Raw genomic sequence first — 18,081 nt, forward strand, 5'->3', positions numbered from 1 at the left:
TGGTGGGGCGTGAGTGACTCGAACACTCGACCTACGGATTAAGAGTCCGCTGCTCTACCAACTGAGCTAACGCCCCGATGCTACCGGGAATAAAAAAGGCTGCACGGCATCGCAGCCTTTTTTCAAAATTCGTTTGGTGGGGCGTGAGTGACTCGAACACTCGACCTACGGATTAAGAGTCCGCTGCTCTACCAACTGAGCTAACGCCCCAACGAGACCGAGATAATATCGGCTCTTCCGCATGGGGTCAACCCTTGATGGTGAAAATCCGCAAAAAAGGTCTCAGGCGAGCAAGGGGACCAACTCGAACGCGAGTACGGCGAGCACGGCACCGACGACGACCAGCAGCGACCGCCAGCACATTCGGATCATCCCTTTGCCGGGCATGGCGCCGACAACGATCGCGCCGAGTACCGCGATCGCAAACATGCTGACGAGTTGGGCGTTGGAGAGGTGGGGCACGATCATGTTCGATCTCCCTGTTGCTGGCACGCAATGCCTGTGCAAGAGGCTCATTCAGTATAGAAAACCGCCCTCACCAAGCAAAGCGGCGCGGCAACCGGGATTTCCCCAGTGGCCGCGCCGTGCGCATTCCAGTCGCATTTCAGTCGCATTTCAGTCGCATTTCGCCGGCTTTCCACCTTGCGGTGCGATTCGTCCGACTCAGCCGATCGAGCGGTTGGAGCCGTTGGAGCCGACGCGCGTCGTCAACGCGATAACCGCATCACTCCGGAAGGTCGAGGATCAGAATGATCGTCCATGCGTCGTCGCCTTCGTGATGGTACTGACGCTCCACCACGACGAACGGCTGCTTCTTGTCGCCCTTGCCGAGGAACATCACGTCGCCCTCCTGCGGCAGGCATTCGAGCGGCGGCAACCCCAACGGGGTGTCTTTCGGCACGAGTCGCTCGGCCTTTTTCGCTGCGCGCTCGGTCCACTCGATATCTAGTTGGATGTCACTCACCGGATGATCCTGTCTATGCAAATTGAAACGGCTGCATGGTAGCACGCAGCCTGCGCCGCTCACGAAACCCACCACGAAAAAAGCCCGCGCACCAGGGGGAGCGCGGGCGAAAGTCCCATGCGATAACGGGGAACGCATGGCGACAGGAGATGCGCCCGTAGCAAGCGTCGCAAACGGTCAGTGCCTGCCTCGCCGGAGGGGACGCGCGCCGGCTGTTGGGGGGGCATGACGGGCTGCCCGGTAACGCTGGGCTGCGCTTCGATTGGACATGGGCGCGTGCCGGTCGGCGGACGTTGCGAGACGACTGCCGCGAGACGGCCTCAGGGAAACGCGCGCGAGCAGACGGCGGTGAGCCGTCGGCAGCACAACGGAGGTGACGCAGCACAGGCCGGAGATGCCGTCCAGCCTGCGTGCGTCGTGCCATGACGCCGGAGGCCGGCGGCATGACGAGGGGCGGTGCGAGGGACGATGTGAGTGACGATGCCCGGCCTTACGGATTCGAGTACTTCATCTCGCCGTTCTGGCGTGCGCGCACGAGTTCGTCGTAGACCTGTGCGCGCGTCTTGCCCGGCACGTTGGCGTCGGTCAGCGTGTTGAGCGACGGGTAGTCGTAGTCGTTCTGCGGGATCAAACCTTGCGCACGGGCTTCGATCAATTGCTCGCGAACCTGCGCGCGCGTGAGTTGCGACGTTTGCGGCACCCACGCATACGGCGAGCCGTCGGGATAGGCGTCGCTCGAAATGCGGGACTGGGCGAATGCGGAACCTGCTGAGGCGGCCATCACGGCCGAGATCATTGCGGAGGCAACCAACTTGCGATTCATGACGATAACTCCTGTTCTTCTGCCTTGCGGGGGCGCGGTGTGCGCGACCGTTGAAGCCAGTCTAAGCGTCCGGCTATCGCAGAAAAACGGCAATTAAGCGAATAAATACTTACGCGAATCGCAACAATGCAACGCGGTTCTCGGCGGGCGGGAGAGGGCCGGCGGCGCGACGACGTGTCGGTGCGTGGTGCCATGAAAAACGCCACCCGAAGGTGGCGTTCCTGAACGCGTGGACGACAGAGGACGTTCAGCGTGTCGCGATGGCGACGGCGGCGCCCGCCATGACGGTGCCTGTCGCGCGATTGAGGCGCTTCACGGCGCGCGCCGAACCCAGCAGTCGACGGGCGCGGGCAGCGAGCGCGATGTAGCTGCCGAAAACGATCGCGAGCACCGTCAGCGTCACACCCACGACTTCGAGATAGCCGAGCGCGGTTACGTGCTCGAGATCGAGCAGGTTGGGCAATAGTGCGAAATAGAAGACGACGACCTTCGGGTTGCCCATCGTGACCGCCAGGCCACCCAGGAAGAGGCGCCAGGATTTCTCACGGGGTACGGCGGCGAGCGGTTCAGTCGGCGCGATGGCCGGCGCGTGCCACATCTTCCATGCGAGATAGAAAAGGTAGGCCGCCCCTGCGTACTTGATCACAAGGAACACGCCGGAGAACGTGTGCGCCAGAGCGGCGACGCCTAGTACCGCAAGCGTGAGCCAGACGACATCGCCGATCGCCACGCCGGCCGTAAATGCAATGGCGCCCTGCGTACCGCGCCCGAGCACGCGCGCAACGATGGCTGCGATCCCCGGGCCCGGGGTGCCCGCGCCCACGAACAGTGCCAGGGCGAACGTCAGTAAATGTGTCCAGTCCATCTCGCGTCTCCTCGCGTCGATGTCGATCCGTATCCTTGTCGTTCGAAAAACAGCCATGGCGCGAGAGCGCTTGAGCGCCCAACGTGACGCCTGGCCGTCACATCATGCGCCGAGCCACGGCAGACCGCGGAAACACCAGCCGCTCACATGCTTGCGGTGGCCCGCGCTGTCCTTGTCGCCTTCGAAGCCTTCGAGAATATCGAACGACTGCGTGTACCCCGCTTCATAGGCGACTTTTGCTGCGGCCTTCGAGCGCGCCGCGCTGCGACACAGGAAAAGCAGCGGCGTGTTCTTGTCCGGTGTCTGCGAGGCCAGTTGCTCAAGGAAGTGTTCGTTCGGTACGCCGCCCGGGTATCGCACCCATTCGACATTGGCGTATTGACCGTCCGGCACTTGCGGGCGGCCGACCCAGTCGAGTTCGGCGCGCGTACGGACGTCGATCAGACGAACGTTCGCATCGGCGTTCAGCAGCGCCAGCGCTTCCTCCGGGGTCACGGCACCCGCATAAGCGAGCTGGCCCGAGGCGCGGCGTTGCGTGGCTTGATCGAGAATGGCTTTGGCGCTTGTCATATTGCTGTGATCTCGTTAGTCGATGGTTGTCCTTCATTCTAGCGTGCACTACAGGCCACAGGCGTGTTAAGTGATACGTCGCCATATTGGGAGTCGTCCGGATATTTCGCGCGTCGTACACCGGCGGCGTCCGGTGACGCATTATGACGGTGCAGGCGGACGCACAACTTCGGGTCGACGAATGCGTGTTTGGCACTAAAAAAGTGCATAATCGGCGAATGCACTGTTTTGGTGATAATTTGATGCAATACGCACCGAAATAAGGAATTCAGGCCCGCGAGCGGGAATTCGGCGCTGGGCGCACCGGCATCGAATATTTCCTTAGAAATCAGTGGGCGAGGGTGGTTTGCGGCAGGTGGGCGTTGCATTGGCACGCTTCCTGCTTATCAATGACGAATCCGAACACGGAGTTCGTTAAGAGGGTGCGGCGACGCGGGCGATAAGCGCCAGCAGCGCCAGATTGAATCTTTCGGGAGATAGCATGAGCAAATCTGTGGCAGATGTGATGAACCTGGTTAAGGAAGAAGACGTCAAGTTCGTCGACTTCCGCTTTACGGACACGCGCGGCAAAGAGCAGCACGTCTCGGTGCCCGTGTCGCACTTCGACGCGGACAAGTTCGAAAGCGGCCACGCCTTCGACGGTTCGTCGATCGCTGGCTGGAAGGGCATCGAAGCCTCGGACATGCTGCTGGTGCCGGACGCCGACACCGCCTACATCGACCCGTTCTACGAAGAAAGCACGCTGGTGCTGACCTGCGACGTGATCGAACCGGCCGACGGCAAGGGTTACGACCGCGATCCGCGCTCCATCGCCAAGCGCGCTGAAGCCTACCTGAAGAGCACGGGCCTGGGCGACACCGCCTTCTTCGGTCCGGAGCCGGAATTCTTCATTTTCGACTCGGTCCAGTGGAACACGGACATGTCGGGCACGTACGTGAAGATCAATTCGGAAGAAGCCCCGTGGTCGTCGTCGAAGGACTTCGAAGGCGGCAACACCGGCCACCGTCCGGGCGTCAAGGGCGGTTACTTCCCGGTCGCGCCGGTCGACACGTTCCAGGATATGCGCTCGGAAATGTGTCTGTTGCTCGAACAACTGGGCGTGCCGGTCGAAGTGCATCACCACGAAGTTGCGGGCCAGGGCCAGAACGAAATCGGCACGAAGTTCTCGACGCTGGTCGAGCGCGCCGACTGGACGCAGATCCTGAAGTACGTCGTGCATAACGTTGCGCACAGCTACGGCAAGACGGCCACGTTCATGCCGAAGCCGGTCGTGGGCGACAACGGCTCGGGCATGCACATCCACCAGTCGGTCTGGAAGGACGGTCAGAACCTGTTCGCCGGCAACGGTTACGGCGGTCTGTCGGAATTCGCGCTGTATTACATCGGCGGCATCATCAAGCACGCCCGTGCCCTGAATGCGATCACGAACCCGTCGACGAACTCGTACAAGCGTCTCGTGCCGCACTTCGAAGCCCCGGTGAAGCTGGCCTACTCGGCCCGTAACCGTTCGGCCTCGATCCGTATCCCGTACGTTGCCAACCCGAAGGGCCGCCGCATCGAAGCGCGCTTCCCGGACCCGATGGCCAACCCGTACCTGGCCTTCTCGGCCATGCTGATGGCCGGTCTGGATGGCGTGCAAAACAAGATCCACCCGGGCGAAGCTGCCGACAAGAACCTGTACGACCTGCCGCCGGAAGAGGATGCAAAGATCCCGACCGTGTGCTCGAGCCTCGAACAGGCGCTGGAGTACCTGAACGAAGACCGCGAGTTCCTGACCCGTGGCGGCGTGTTCACGGACGGCATGCTCGATTCGTACATCGAACTGAAGACCAATGAAGCGCGTCGTGTCGCAATGACCACGCACCCGCTCGAGTTCGAACTGTACTACTCGCTGTAATCGAATCGCTGCGCAGGGAATGCGCCGGCATGACGGAACGCCAGCGGCCGACCGTCATGCGCGACAAGCACGGGGGGATGGCCGCGGCCGTCCCCCTTTTTTATCCGTCGCGCATTCCTCTCATGCGTCCCGTGTCCCTCATGGCTCGCCATGAACCCGCCATGAACTTATCGCCTCGAACCTCGATGAAAAGTGTCCGTGCTGGTGACAAAGGGCAGACGAAGCGAGCCGCGCATGCCGCCGCTGAGGACCCCGCCGCCGATTTGACGGCCGACGCCGCAGCATTGGCCGGGGCTGCCGGTCATATGGCCTTCGTGCAAGCCGGCGTCGATCCGTGGGAAGCGAAGCTCGCCGCAACCGGCATTTTGCCGGGCCTGGAAGCGTTGCCGACCGTGCTGCTCGTGCTGGAAAAACGCTCGCTGCGCGTCGTGTTCGCCAATCCGGCCGCCGAGGCGTTGCTCGCGCTCTCGCGTCGTTCGCTCTCGCAGATGACTTGGGACGACGTCTTCACGAACGGTGAAGTGCTGTCGTCGACGATGACCGAACTCATCGCCAACCACTTTCAGACGACGCGCCTCGATCTGGTGCTCGAACGCACCGCTCAGGAGCCACTGCATACGCACGCGATTGTGGCCGCACCGGAAGCTGCGCCCGATTTCGTGATCGTCGAGCTTATCGAGAACGAGCAGAAGCTGAAGAACGAACGCGAAGAGCGGATCATCGATCAGGCATTGATGAACAAGCAGCTCATCCGCAATCTGGCGCATGAAATCAAGAACCCGCTGGGCGGGATTCGCGGTGCGGCGCAATTGCTGGAGTTCGAACTCGACCAGAGAGAGCTGCGGGAATACACGCAGGTCATCATCAAGGAGTCCGACAGGCTTCAGACACTGGTCGACCGCTTGCTGGAGCCGCATCGTCATCCGTATATCGCTACGGACGTGAATATCCACGAAGTGTGCGAGCGGGTGCGTTCCGTGGTGCTCGCCGAGTTTCCGCAGGGCTTGTCGATCGAGCGGGATTACGACGTGAGTCTGCCCGACTTTCGCGGCGACAAGGAGCAACTCATTCAGGCGTTACTCAATATCGTGCGCAACGGTGCCGAGGCGCTGCGCGAGCAGATCGCGCGCGGGGATGCCCGCATCGTATTGCGTACGCGAGTGGCGCGAAAGATCACGATTGCCAAGCGATTGCACAAGCTGGCATTGGAATTGCATGTGATCGACAACGGGCCCGGCATTCCTGCCGACATTCGTGATCGCATCTTCTATCCGCTCGTCTCCGGGCGAGAGGGGGGGAGCGGTCTGGGACTCACACTGGCGCAATCGTTCGTACAGCGTCACGACGGTCTGATCGAATGCGAAAGCCGGCCCGGACGGACGGATTTTCGAATCCTGCTGCCCCTGGGCTGATGCGGCCCTCACGCCGTCGGCCGTAACACCTGCGGCCGGGCATAGACGTTACACGGTGAACAATGAAGCCGATCTGGATAGTAGACGACGACCAATCGATTCGATGGGTGCTCGAAAAGGCACTCTCGCGAGCCAACCTGCCGGTACGCAGCTTTACCGGCCCGCGCGAAGCCAGCGCGGCGCTCGAACACGACTCGCCGCAGGTGCTTGTCTCGGACATCCGCATGGCGGGCGGCTCCGGGCTCGAACTGCTGCAAATGGTCAAACAGCGGCACCCCGGCCTGCCGGTCATCATCATGACCGCCTTCTCGGATCTCGATAGCGCGGTGGCCGCGTTTCAGGGCGGGGCGTTCGAATACCTCGCCAAGCCGTTCGACGTGGATCGTGCCGTCGAACTGATTTTGCGCGCGGTCGAAGAAAGCCTGCGCGAAGCCACGGACGACGAGCGCATCACCGAAGAGCCGGAAATTCTCGGCCAGGCGAGCGCGATGCAGGACGTGTTCCGCGCCATCGGCCGGTTGTCGCATTCGAGCGCGACGGTGCTCATTACCGGGGAGTCCGGGTCGGGCAAGGAGTTGGTGGCGCGCGCGTTGCATCGTCATTCGCCGCGTGCTTCGGGTCCGTTTATTGCGCTCAACACTGCGGCAATTCCGAAAGACCTGCTGGAGTCCGAGTTGTTCGGCCACGAGCGCGGTGCGTTCACCGGTGCGCAGGCCACGCGTCGCGGGCGCTTCGAACAAGCCGAGAGCGGCACGCTTTTTCTCGATGAAATCGGCGACATGCCGCTGGATTTGCAGACGCGTCTGCTGCGGGTGCTCTCGGACGGCAATTACTACCGGGTGGGCGGTCATAGCCCGATCAAGGCGAACGTTCGCGTGATCGCGGCGACGCATCAGAATCTCGAAGACCGTGTGCGTCAGGGGTTGTTCCGCGAGGACTTGTATCACCGCCTGAACGTCATTCGCCTGCGCCTGCCGTCGTTGCGCGAGCGCAGCGAGGACATTCCGCTGCTGGTGCGCCACTTCCTTCAGAAAAGTGCGCGCGAACTGGGTGTCGAGACCAAACGCATCAGCGAGGCGGCGCTGGCGCACCTGACGCGCTTCCCGTTCCCGGGCAACGTACGTCAACTGGAAAATCTGAGCAACTGGCTCACGGTGATGGCGCCCGCGCAGACCGTCGAAATCAAGGATCTGCCGCCCGAGTTTCAGACGACGGCGCCGGTGCCGGCAGCGTCCGGTGCGCCGCCCGCTTACGCTAATGCGGGGTCTGGCGCAGCGGCGCCGGTCGCGGCGGGGGGCGGCTCGGGGTACGGCAGCGTCGGGGCGGCGGCGCCGGTCGCGGTGGCGGGTGCGATGGGCGGTGTGAGCGTGCCGGGTGTGGCCGGTCTCGGGGCAGACGTTACGGGTGTGCCGGGCATGGCCGGCATGGCAGGCGCCGAGAGCTGGGAGCCGATTCTGCGTCGCGAGGTTGCGCGATTGTTGCGTTCGGCATCGCCCGATGTGATGGATCAACTGACGCGTCGCTTCGAAACCGCGCTGATCAACGAAGCACTGGACTTCACGCGCGGGCGCAAGGTCGAAGCGGCGAGCCGTCTGGGGATCGGCCGTAACACGATCACGCGCAAAATCCAGGAGCTTGGGCTGGAATCCTGAAGCGAAACGGGGTAGGCTCCTTTGCTTTCTCACATCGCATCAAGGGAGCCGTAACATGGCAAGACGCATCCTGTTGACGGGCGCGACCGGGCAGGTCGGCTGGGAATTGGCACGTTGCCTGCAAGGCTTCGGCGACGTGCATGCTCCCGGACGTCATGAAATGGACCTGCTCGATACCGACAGCGTCGTGCGGACCCTGCGTGACTTCTCGCCGGATCTGATCGTCAATCCGGCGGCCTACACGGCGGTCGATCGTGCCGAAACCGATGAGGCGGCCGCCTATCAGGTCAATGCGGTGGTGCCCGGCATCATGGCGGAAGAGGCGAAACGTCTGGGGGCGCTCGTCGTCCATTACTCCACCGACTACGTTTTCGACGGCACCTCATCGACGCCGTATCGCGAAGACGAACCCACCAACCCGCAAAACGCTTACGGTCGCACCAAACTGGCCGGCGAGGCGGCGATCGTCGCCAGCGGGGCGAATCATCTGGTGCTGCGCACGAGTTGGGTATACGGGGCGCGTGGCGCCAACTTTCTGCTCACGGTGCAACGGCTCGCGCGCGAGCGTGACGAGCTGCGTATCGTTGCCGATCAGCATGGCGCGCCGACATGGTGCCGCACGATCGCGGCGCTCACGTCGCAGGTGCTGGTGCAGGGGTTGACGCAGACGGGCGTCGACGCCGATTTCTGGCGTGAGCGCGGCGGTCTTTATCACCTGACGGCTGCTGGCCAGACGACCTGGCACGGTTTCACCGAAGCGATTCTCGATGTGAGTGCGCCGGAAAAGCGCCCGAAGGTTGTGGCGATTCCGACGTCTGCGTACCCGCTGCCGGCCAGACGTCCGGCGTACTCCGTGCTCGACAACGACAAGCTCGCGCGCAACTTCGGCGTTCGCGCTCCCGACTGGCGCGACGCCCTCAAACTCTGTCTCGCTTGACGCGAGGACGTATCTCCCGGGACTGCGCAGCGAAATCGGAAATTCCTTAGCGCGCAGTGCCGGGTTCTTTCGGCAACATGGTGGCTTTTTGCGCATGCGCCCGAGCGCGTGCCGAGGAGCGATACCGCATGCCGTTTCAGCCCACGGTTTCCGGCAATGGACAAGCTCCGGCCGGTTCGATGGCCCTGGTGCCCGCCACATCCGCGATGGGGCGCGTGCTCGGTGCCGAACGCCCGGCGGTGTCCGATGCCGCAGCACGTCACGTGGCGACGCCGGAATCGTTGCGTCGTGCGATCCGGCTGGCCGATGCCGGCGAGCGCCAGGCCATTTTGCTTCAGATGTCGTGGCTGACCCATGTGCTTGCCGAGCGGGCGCTCGCGCGCGATCGCTGTGCGAGCATCGAGCGTCTGTGCATACGGGCGGACGCCGCGCGAGGCGAGTTGCCGTTCGACAAGGCCGCGTTGACCCAGGTCTGGCGCGTACGCTTTTCCCACCTGCTGCAAGGCGTGCGCCCAAGCGACTTTGCGCGCGATCTGATGCGGTGGTGTTCGGCATCTCGCGATCCAACGTCGCTCGTCGCGCGATGGCAGGAACTCTGCGGTGAGACAGACGCACCGCCCGATATGGCGACCTTCATCCATTTGCCTTTGCGCGAATGGCCGGTCGCGATCCTGGGCGTGGCGTTGTCGTTGTCGAATCTTCGGGAGGCCGCACTTTCCGACTTGACGTTGCCTCATGCCGATCTTCGGGGTGTCAGCGCGTCCCACGCACAATTCCGCGGCGGGCAGTTCAACGACGTTGCGTGGTGCGACGCGAGGCTGCGTCACGCGAACTTCGCCTTTTCCAATCACGTGAACGCCGATTTCGAGCGCGCGGATCTGCGCGGCGTTTGCTTTCGCGCCGCGGGTCTGACCGGCGCGCGCATGGTCGATGTCGATCTTCGCGGGGCGGAGTTTCTGCACACCGTGATGAATGGCGCAGAGATGAGCGAGGCGAACGGTAGCGGGGTGACGTTTGCCAAGGTGCGGCTCGACGATGCGGCGCTGCATCGGGCGCGGCTGTGTGGCGCGCGCTTGACCGACAGCAGTGCGCGCGGGCTGGCGCTTATCGGTGCACGGGCAAGGCATTCGCGATGGACATCGGTCGCGATGGGCAATGGACGGGCATCGGGCGCCGACCTGCGCGATGCCGAGTTTCGTCAATGCGACCTCGTCGGGTGGGATGTCCGGGGGGCGAAGCTCAACGGGGCGTACTTCGAGGCGTGCGATATGCGTCGGGCCCGATTTTGCGGCGCGAGCCTCAAACGCCTCCGAATCGGGCGCGATTGCGATCTGGGCGGCACGCAGTGGCAAGACGCACGTCTGAGTCTCGACGGCGCGTGGTTGCGGCAACTGACGCCGGTCGAACTCGAACAAACGGTGCAATCGTGGATGACACTCCCGGTGGATCAGCCTGCCGTGCGGGCGAATGTCTTCCTGCAATTGCTGGGCGCGTTGGCTCGCCGGTCGTGCTTCGGAACATCGGGAATGGAGACGGCCCCGTCGTTGCACCGGTTGCCGGCGTCCGTGCAGCGCAGCCGTTGGCTAGGCCGTGTCCTGGTTGGGCCGAGCGAATTGAGCGAGTTGGGCGTGTTAAGCGCGCCTGAAGGTTTCGCGACGTTGCGTGCGCAATGGGTGACGCGAAAGCTGAGCATGTTGACGGACGTCAGACTATCGTGCGACGAGGCGAGATGGACCGTGGCGACGTTGATGACCGAGTTGCATCGTCGATGTGCATCGACGTCGCCCGACGCGGTCTGGCCGTATGCCGGGGCGATCTGTCAGACGCTGTATTGGGCGGGCGAGCGTGTCGGATGCGCCAGCGACGCCCGTACGCGTGCATTGCGGGTGGCGTGGCTGGAGGCTTTGCCTGCGCATGTTCACGTCGCGCTTTCGGCCGATGGCGTCGATCCCCTCGACCCGTCCTTTTTCGTGTTGACCCGCGCCGATGGCGAGGTTGCGGTGCGTTTGCCGAAGGCACTGCTCGCGGGTGTTCTCGGTTCGGAGACGTCGGCACTGCCGAGGGAGGGGGACGCTGTTTTCGCGCGCGACCCGGTGCCCGGCTGGCGCTGGGCCGGCGTACGCGTGGTGGTCCGTGACGAAACGTCGCCGGACGATTTCGTGCCCGGCACGATGCGCCAGCTTCAGGGCTTGCTAAGAGAGTTCGGTTTTCTGGCGGGGATCTGGCCGGTGGAGCGTACGCTCGACGCGCTCGTCCGGCTCACGGGCCGCTGGCTCGGCGACGACGCTCGGGAGCGCGCGAGCGCGGCCTGCGGCGGCATATGGCGACCCGTTGGGGAGGTCGTCGCAGAGACGGTGCCGGACTCGCAACGCCCGGGGCTGAGCATGTCGGACAGAATCGCGATGCTGATTGCTGCCTCGCCGATGCCGGCGCACATCAAGCTGCGGGCCGCCGCGCATGCGGATATCGAGGAGGTCTTCCGGGCGTGTCCCGTGTTCTCGCCCGAGGCGGATGTGCCGCTGAGCGTCTCGATGTCGCGCCGCGTCAGGCTCGTGTCCGTCACGGCCGGTCTCTGCTGGCTCGCTACGCAACCGGAGTGGTATCTGCCGGCGAGCGTGTCCGGTGGCGATGAAGATGGCGATGGCGTGCCGGAGCGTCAGCGACTCGCGTGCCGTCAATACGCGCTGGCCGTGCTTAACGAAACCATGACGGGCGACGCGCTATGGCGTCGGTTGCCGCAAGCACTGGCACTGCGCGCCTGCCTTGCGAGCGAGTCGAGTTCGTCGCGTCGCCTCGCACAGTGTCTTGCCGACTGGCTCACATGTGCAGATGTGCGCGATCTGCCGGGACTGGCGCAGGCATGTCGCCATACGTTGCCATGGTTCTGGGCGGTTCGGTTCCCGCTTCCCGCCGATGCGATTCGCAAAGCTGTGACAACGCCTTTGTTCGTCGCGGCGGCGAAACCGGGTACGCGGTGGAATGAGGGGCGTTTTGCCTGATATTCCGCCATCGGAACGACAGCGCTTTCGTGGTAAAAATACGTACGCGCAATACGTTGCCGTAGTTGGCAACGTTTCCGGTCGGCCGGGCGCGCGGCGTTTTGGTAAGTTGACGACATTTGTGGGGTTTTGGCTACGGATGCCTGTACGTAGAGGGTCGCCAAAGATGCGATCCCACGGGCGGGAATGCGGGGAAGGCCAAGACCTCGTTCTCAGGCTCTCAGGGGTTTCGTACCCTCCCAGGCATCATGCACTCGACTTGTATTGCGTCAGGCTATCCGGGGTTCGTGGCGGTCAACCGTCGCGAGCTTGACGCGCACGCTCCGCTTTCCTGGCCGTTGTTCGATGCCGATGGCACGCCCTTGCTCGCGGCGGGCGAGCGATTGCCGTCCGAGGCCGATCTCGATTGGCTTTTCACGATGTTCGCGCCGCACCGGCCGCTACCTGAAGCGGCGGCGACGGGCGAGGGCGCCGGTCGTACCGAGGCGGCGAATTCGACGTCCCCGCTCGGGGCGGGCGCTTCGACGGTTTATCTGCACGGCCTGCCTGTCCCGTTGCCGATCGGCGCGTGGCTTCAGGTGCGGGTCGCGCCGGACGCCGAGACGACACGTGTGCGCGCCAGACTGATCGGACGCGCCCCCAATGGCATGCTCATCATCACGCCGCCGGCTTCGGGCGAGACGCGCCTGCCGGTGAGCGCCGGCGACAGACTGGCGCTTTGGACGTTCCCGGGCGACAACTTGTACGAATTCACTTGCGACGTGCATAGCGTGCACCACGGTCCTTTCGACTATGTGGTGCTGTCGCGTCCTGCGCAGGTTCGCGAGACGCCGGTGCGTCGGACGCCGCGTGTCGATACGCGCCTCGTAGCGCGGCTCTCGCCGATCGACGAGACATCGCGCGCTTCGTTCCGCCGCTTGCTGGCCGACCCGAAGGACACACCGGAATGGCTGGTGCTGGTGCGAGATATCAGCGCGGACGGGGCGGGAATCATCGCAAAGGCGCCGCTGCCTGACGGATGTCATCACGTGGCATTGCAGTTCCGGGTGCCGATCGGCGCGGATATCGTGCCGATTCTCGGCATGGCAGCGGTGCGGGGTGTCGAGGGGCCGCGTGCTGACGGCACGTGGGCTTATGGACTCGAATTCATGCAGATGGACACGCGCAACAAGGCGGCGATTCGCTGTTTCGTGTACGAGTCCCGACTGACCGATCCGCGCGCCGGCCATTGAGCGGCGGGCAGGCCCAACCAAAGAAAACGGCACCTCAGGGTGCCGTTTCTTGTTGCCTGATTCTTTGGGGCTGTTGCCTATCCCCATCGAAACGCCTGGCGTACCGCATCAATCCTTGAACGTGGCGACGACGGGGGTGTGGTCCGAGGGCTGTTCCCAGGTGCGCGGCTCACGATCGATTTCGCAGGCGGTGCAGCGCTCGGCCAGTGCGCCCGATGCGAGGATGTGATCGATGCGCAGCCCGGCATTGCGCCGGAATGCCCCCATCCGGTAGTCCCACCAACTGAAGGTTTTCTCCGGCTGATCGAACATGCGGAAGGTATCGCGCAGACCGAGGCCTTGCAGGCGTGCGAACGCCTGACGCTCCTGTGGCGACACCAGATTGCAGCCTTCCCATTTCGCCGGATCGTGCACGTCGCGATCTTCCGGGGCGATGTTGTAATCGCCGAGCAGCGCGAGTTGCGGATAGCGTTGCATCTCATCCGACAGCCAATGCGTGAGGGCGTCGAGCCAGTTCAGCTTATAGACGAACTTATCGGATTCGAGCGACTGACCGTTCGGAAAATAGCCGCAGACCACGCGCACGCCACCGATGGTCGCCGTGATGAGCCGTTGTTGATCGTCCGGGAAATTCGGCAGATTCTTCACGAGATCCGTCGCTTCGCCGACCTTCGCATGATTGACCAGCAGGGCGACGCCGTTGTACGTCTTCTGGCCGGTGAAGTGCGAGGTATAGCCCAGTGCGGCGAGCTCGGTGATCGGAAAGTTCTCGTCGGTCAGCTTCAGTTCCTGAAGGCAGAGGACGTCGACCGGATGGCTGCGCAGCCAATCCTGCACGTGTCCGAGACGAACCTTGAGCGAGTTGACGTTCCAGGTGGCTAATTGCATGAATGTCCTTGAAGAGTGAGCGTCAGGCTTAGGGACTGTCCGTTAAGCGTTACTTGCGATCCGTCGGCAATTTCGGCACGCCGACAAAGTCGTCGAGCGAAAGCCCCTTTTCCTTGAGCAGCGCTTCGAGCACGGGTTCGAGGCGACCGAGACTCTCCTGCACGGCTTCGCGCACGGTATCGACCACGACCTGAGTGCTGCGCTCGATCTCGATATTCAGACGCGAGCCGGCGGTCTTGTCTTCGAACGTGGTCATGCGGCGCGTTTCCGGAATCAGCCAGACCTCGAACCAACCTTCCTGGCGGTTCACTTCCGACACGGTCAGACTCGCGCCGTTGATCGCGATATAGCCCTTTGCAAAGACATACTTGCGAAACGCTTCGGGAATCGCGATACGCAGCACGCGATTCGTATCCGAAGTCCGTACGCTCAGGATGTCACTTGAGAAGTCGATATGCCCCGAGAGCGGATGACCGCCGATTTCCGCGCCATCCTTGGCGGCGCGCTCCACGTTGACCTGCGCGCCCACGCCGAAGCTGCCGAGCGTTGTTACGTTCAGGCTTTGAAGAATGACGTCGAACGACGCCGCCGTGGGTGAGCGCAGTTGCGTGACCGTCAGGCAGCACCCGTCGACGGCGACGCTTGCGCCGAGCGTGAGGTCTTCGCAGAAGCCTTCGGGAAAGGCCAGCGTCAGCGTGCGCATGCCGTCGCGATCTTCGATGGACGACAGCGTGGCCGTGCCTTGAACAATTCCGGTGAACATCGTGATGTCGGTAATAAGAGTCGTAGGTTGCTGTGCCGCAGTATTCTACTGCGTAGCGACGGTATGCCGCTCGTCATGCGTCGTGCTACGATGCCGCCTTTTCACGGGATCTCGACAGATCGCTATGGGTTTCGAAGGCTGCCTGCTGGCGGATGACTTTTATTACTGGGCGGAGACCTCGCCTGCGCCGGATGGGCAGTTCCACGGGGTGGTGCACTTTACCGGATGGCGCGATGTGGACGATGTCATCGAGACGCTTGACCCGCCGCTGACCCACACGACGCCCGAGGCGTACCGCTGGGCGACCGATGCCCTGGAGGCCGCCCACGCACTGGCAAAGACGTTGGCGGCCGCAGGCGATCTCGGGATCGAACCCTGAACGGCAGCATCGCGCGCGCCGGTCGATTTCGGCCAACGTCGGCCGGATCGGGGCGAATGCAGCCAGCTCATGCGGCCAACTCATGCGGCCAGCTAATGCAGCCAGCTACCGAAGCCAAGTATTACGGACAGCACCATGACTCAGACTAAATTTGAACTTCAAAAGCGTCGCGGCCTGAAGATCGGCGCCGGCGTGCGTCGCGGCCCGCCGACGGGCAAGCAGGTCGGCGCGCAAGGCAAGCGCAGCGCAGGCGGCAGCAAGTTGCTGGGTGCACTGCTCGGTGCGCCGACTCAGGACGAGGACACTGCCGACGCCTCCGATCAGGACAAGTCCAAGGCCTGACCGAAGGTCTGACCCAAAGCGCCTGCGGCAACGCCAAAACGCTTCGCGCGGAAGTGCCGAGGGCGGGATGGCAGGGCAGAAGCCCCCCGTAGGCCCGGCCCGGATCGTTCATCCGTGGGGGGATGCCGCCCTAACAGCACCCTCACGCCACCCTGACTCCACCCTGACGCTTAGGGCACGATCGCCAGGAACAGGAACGCGGCGAACAGCACGAGGTGAACGGCGCCTTGCAGCACGGTCGTGCGACCGGTGCCCAGCGTGATCACGCCCACGAGCAGCGTGACGGCCAACAACACCGTCTCTTTCGGTCCGAGACCGAGCTCGATATGCTGGCCGAGCAGCAACGAGACGGCGGCAACGGTGGGGATCGTCAGGCCGATACTGGCGAGCGCCGAGCCGAGCGCCAGATTCAGACTCGTCTGAAGCTTGTTGGCCCGTGCCGCACGCAGCGCGGCCAGCCCTTCCGGCAACAGCACCAACGCGGCGATCACGATACCGACAACCGCCTTCGGGGCGCCCGCGACCGCCACCGCCTGTTCGACGGCCGGCGAGAGCTTCTTCGCCAATCCGACCACGGCCAGCAGCGCCACCACCAGCAGCCCCAGACTCAGCACTGCCGTACGACGTGACGGCGGCGGCACGTGCACCTCTTCACTGGGCGCTTTCGCGAGGAAGTAGTCGCGATGGCTCACCGTCTGCACGAACACGAAAACCATATAAAGCACGAGCGAAATCATGCCCTCGAATGCGAGTTGCGAGGCCGTGAGGCCCGGTCCGAGCACCGAACTCGTGTAGTTCGGCAGCACGAGCGTGAGCACCGACAGTGCGCAAAGCACGGCCAGCGCGGCACTCGCGCCTTCGACGTGAAAGCCTTGCGTATGGTGACGAACCCCGCCGAACAGCAGACACAGCCCGACAATGCCCGTCGAGACGATCATGATCGCAGCGAATACGGTATCGCGCGCGAGTCCCGCCTTGTCCGGTCCGCCGGAAAGCATCACCGAGACGATCAGCGCCACCTCGATGATCGTCACGGCGACGGCGAGCACCAGCGTACCGAACGGCTCACCGACTTTGTGAGCGACCGTTTCGGCGTGATGCACGGCGGAAAACACGGCGCCGGCGAGTGCGACGGCGCAGAGCGTGAGCGATGCGCCGCTGGGCAGGAACCCGGCGACACCGAGTGCGATAAGGGCCACGATTGGCATGTACATCGTCCAGTGGCCCAGCTTGGCGGTCTTTGAGGAGGACATCGTCGGAGACTCCAGATTTCGGGGAATGGGTACGGCCGGGGTGCGACAGATCAGGCGACGGCGGGAACATTACCCCGATGAGAACCTCGGGGCGACGGGTCATGGTCGCAGAAAAGTGACACCCCGACAACAGAAAGGCGTTGACTTGCCGCGAGACGTATTTCGCGCCGCCAGTCTATCGAAAAGCGCATGGACAAACGATCTTGCGCGATCACACGTTTGACTCCGAGTCCGATTCCATCGAGAAATTCCATGGATTGAACGGCGAATTGTGAAAGCGCGCTCATCGGTTATGTGAAATACGCCTTTCGGCGTTGACATCCAGTGGGTGACAGGCGTACCGTATCGTTCATTGGTCTTACCACTGAATGCTCCATGTCTTTCGACCCCATCGTGCAGGTGTCCGTCTCCGAGCAAGTCGCCCAGCGCTTGCTCACGATGATCCGTACCGGTTTGCTCAAGCCCGGTCAGCAATTGCCGCCCGAGCGAGACCTCGCCACCATGCTCGGCGTAGGCCGCCCGGCGGTGCGGGAGGCGATCCGGGGACTGGCGTTGCTCGGATTGCTGCGTATTCGGCAGGGGGAGGGCACGTTCGTCGGTTCGCTCGAAATGCGCGAATTGCTCGAACCGCTGGAAATGGTGATCGAACTGAATGCGGGCACGCTTGGGGCGTTATTCGATGCGCGTCTCGTGATCGAACCCGGCGTTGCGGCGCTGGCGGCCCTGCACATCAGCGACGAGGACATCGCCCGCCTGCATGCGCTCGTCGACGATGAGCAGGCGCTGCTGGGCAACCCCGAGACGTTCGCGGCGGCGGACATGGTCTTTCACGAGACGATCATCGACGCCTGCGAGAACCCGTTCCTGCAAAGCATCGCGAACAGTCTTTATCTGCTCGGCAAGAAGAGCCGTGGCGTGACGTCGCAGGTGGACGGCGTGCTCGAGCGCAGCTTGCAAGATCATCGCCTGATTCTCGACGCCCTTGGGGCGCACGACGCCGAGCGGGCCGCGCAGGCCATGCGACGGCACCTGTGTCGTGTACGCGATGCGTATGCGGCGTCGGTGGCGCCCGACTGAATCGTCGCGTCGGCACTCACCGAAGCAC

Annotated in this window: 17 protein-coding genes and 2 tRNA genes; 9 read left to right on the forward strand and 10 right to left on the reverse strand. The window is 63.5% G+C overall.

Features of this window, described 5'->3' with window-relative positions; translation table 11 throughout:
- The 7 genes from PAN31108_RS25425 to PAN31108_RS25455 all read right to left on the reverse strand — a co-directional run bounded on the left by PAN31108_RS25425 (position 1) and on the right by PAN31108_RS25455 (position 3,222).
- A tRNA-Lys gene (locus PAN31108_RS25425) sits at positions 1–76 on the reverse strand.
- Positions 77–134: 58 nt separating this feature from the next.
- Positions 135–210: transfer RNA gene (locus PAN31108_RS25430), tRNA-Lys, on the reverse strand.
- 72 nt (positions 211–282) lie between these two features.
- Positions 283–468, reverse strand: a complete 186-nt coding sequence (locus PAN31108_RS25435) for a hypothetical protein (protein ID WP_150671536.1) — start codon at positions 466–468, stop codon at positions 283–285.
- Between the two features lie 256 nt (positions 469–724).
- On the reverse strand, positions 725–964 hold the full coding sequence (locus tag PAN31108_RS25440) for a hypothetical protein (RefSeq protein WP_044455448.1): 240 nt from the start codon (positions 962–964) through the stop codon (positions 725–727).
- A gap of 490 nt (positions 965–1,454) precedes the next feature.
- Positions 1,455–1,787, reverse strand: coding sequence for a DUF4148 domain-containing protein (locus tag PAN31108_RS25445; RefSeq protein WP_150671537.1), 333 nt, complete (start codon positions 1,785–1,787; stop codon positions 1,455–1,457).
- A 247-nt stretch (positions 1,788–2,034) separates the two neighbouring features.
- Positions 2,035–2,652 carry a LysE family translocator gene (locus tag PAN31108_RS25450; protein ID WP_150671538.1) on the reverse strand — a complete coding sequence of 206 codons (618 nt, stop codon included), beginning with the start codon at positions 2,650–2,652 and terminating at the stop codon, positions 2,035–2,037.
- Positions 2,653–2,754: 102 nt separating this feature from the next.
- On the reverse strand, positions 2,755–3,222 hold the full coding sequence (locus PAN31108_RS25455; RefSeq protein WP_150671539.1) for a rhodanese-like domain-containing protein: 468 nt from the start codon (positions 3,220–3,222) through the stop codon (positions 2,755–2,757).
- A gap of 481 nt (positions 3,223–3,703) precedes the next feature.
- On the opposite strand from PAN31108_RS25455, the gene glnA reads away from it, so the two are divergent.
- From glnA to PAN31108_RS25485, 6 genes are all read left to right on the forward strand, one after another.
- Complete coding sequence (glnA, locus tag PAN31108_RS25460; RefSeq protein ID WP_150671540.1) at positions 3,704–5,119, forward strand: type I glutamate--ammonia ligase; 1,416 nt, start codon at positions 3,704–3,706, stop codon at positions 5,117–5,119.
- Between the two features lie 305 nt (positions 5,120–5,424).
- Positions 5,425–6,531 (forward strand): nitrogen regulation protein NR(II), encoded by a 1,107-nt coding sequence (gene glnL, locus PAN31108_RS25465; protein WP_150671565.1) that lies wholly within the window; start codon positions 5,425–5,427, stop codon positions 6,529–6,531.
- Between the two features lie 62 nt (positions 6,532–6,593).
- A complete protein-coding gene (gene ntrC / locus PAN31108_RS25470) occupies positions 6,594–8,183 on the forward strand; it encodes a nitrogen regulation protein NR(I) (RefSeq protein ID WP_150671541.1) in 1,590 nt (529 codons plus the stop codon).
- A 55-nt stretch (positions 8,184–8,238) separates the two neighbouring features.
- On the forward strand, positions 8,239–9,120 hold the full coding sequence (rfbD, locus tag PAN31108_RS25475; protein ID WP_150671542.1) for a dTDP-4-dehydrorhamnose reductase: 882 nt from the start codon (positions 8,239–8,241) through the stop codon (positions 9,118–9,120).
- A gap of 128 nt (positions 9,121–9,248) precedes the next feature.
- Positions 9,249–12,119 (forward strand): pentapeptide repeat-containing protein, encoded by a 2,871-nt coding sequence (locus PAN31108_RS25480; protein WP_174995142.1) that lies wholly within the window; start codon positions 9,249–9,251, stop codon positions 12,117–12,119.
- Between the two features lie 248 nt (positions 12,120–12,367).
- Complete coding sequence (locus tag PAN31108_RS25485; RefSeq protein ID WP_150671544.1) at positions 12,368–13,351, forward strand: flagellar brake protein; 984 nt, start codon at positions 12,368–12,370, stop codon at positions 13,349–13,351.
- Between the two features lie 108 nt (positions 13,352–13,459).
- On the opposite strand, the gene xth is transcribed toward PAN31108_RS25485, so the two are convergent.
- Together xth and PAN31108_RS25495 are read right to left on the reverse strand one after the other, a co-directional pair.
- Complete coding sequence (xth, locus tag PAN31108_RS25490; protein ID WP_150671545.1) at positions 13,460–14,239, reverse strand: exodeoxyribonuclease III; 780 nt, start codon at positions 14,237–14,239, stop codon at positions 13,460–13,462.
- A 49-nt stretch (positions 14,240–14,288) separates the two neighbouring features.
- Positions 14,289–15,002 (reverse strand): riboflavin synthase subunit alpha, encoded by a 714-nt coding sequence (locus tag PAN31108_RS25495; RefSeq protein ID WP_150671546.1) that lies wholly within the window; start codon positions 15,000–15,002, stop codon positions 14,289–14,291.
- A 124-nt stretch (positions 15,003–15,126) separates the two neighbouring features.
- Between PAN31108_RS25495 and PAN31108_RS25500 the strand changes: the two genes are divergently transcribed.
- Positions 15,127–15,381: a hypothetical protein gene (locus PAN31108_RS25500; protein WP_150671547.1), complete on the forward strand. Its 255-nt coding sequence runs from the start codon at positions 15,127–15,129 to the stop codon at positions 15,379–15,381.
- A gap of 135 nt (positions 15,382–15,516) precedes the next feature.
- Positions 15,517–15,723, forward strand: a complete 207-nt coding sequence (locus tag PAN31108_RS25505; protein WP_150671548.1) for a hypothetical protein — start codon at positions 15,517–15,519, stop codon at positions 15,721–15,723.
- Between the two features lie 170 nt (positions 15,724–15,893).
- On the opposite strand, the gene PAN31108_RS25510 is transcribed toward PAN31108_RS25505, so the two are convergent.
- Entirely contained in the window at positions 15,894–16,976 is a 1,083-nt protein-coding gene (locus PAN31108_RS25510) for a calcium:cation antiporter (protein WP_150671549.1), read from the reverse strand.
- Positions 16,977–17,351: 375 nt separating this feature from the next.
- Between PAN31108_RS25510 and PAN31108_RS25515 the strand changes: the two genes are divergently transcribed.
- Entirely contained in the window at positions 17,352–18,053 is a 702-nt protein-coding gene (locus PAN31108_RS25515) for a FadR/GntR family transcriptional regulator (RefSeq protein ID WP_150671550.1), read from the forward strand.
- Positions 18,054–18,081: the final 28 nt, after the last annotated feature.

The sequence above is a fragment of the Pandoraea anhela genome, from assembly GCF_902459655.1.
Taxonomy (GTDB): domain Bacteria; phylum Pseudomonadota; class Gammaproteobacteria; order Burkholderiales; family Burkholderiaceae; genus Pandoraea; species Pandoraea anhela.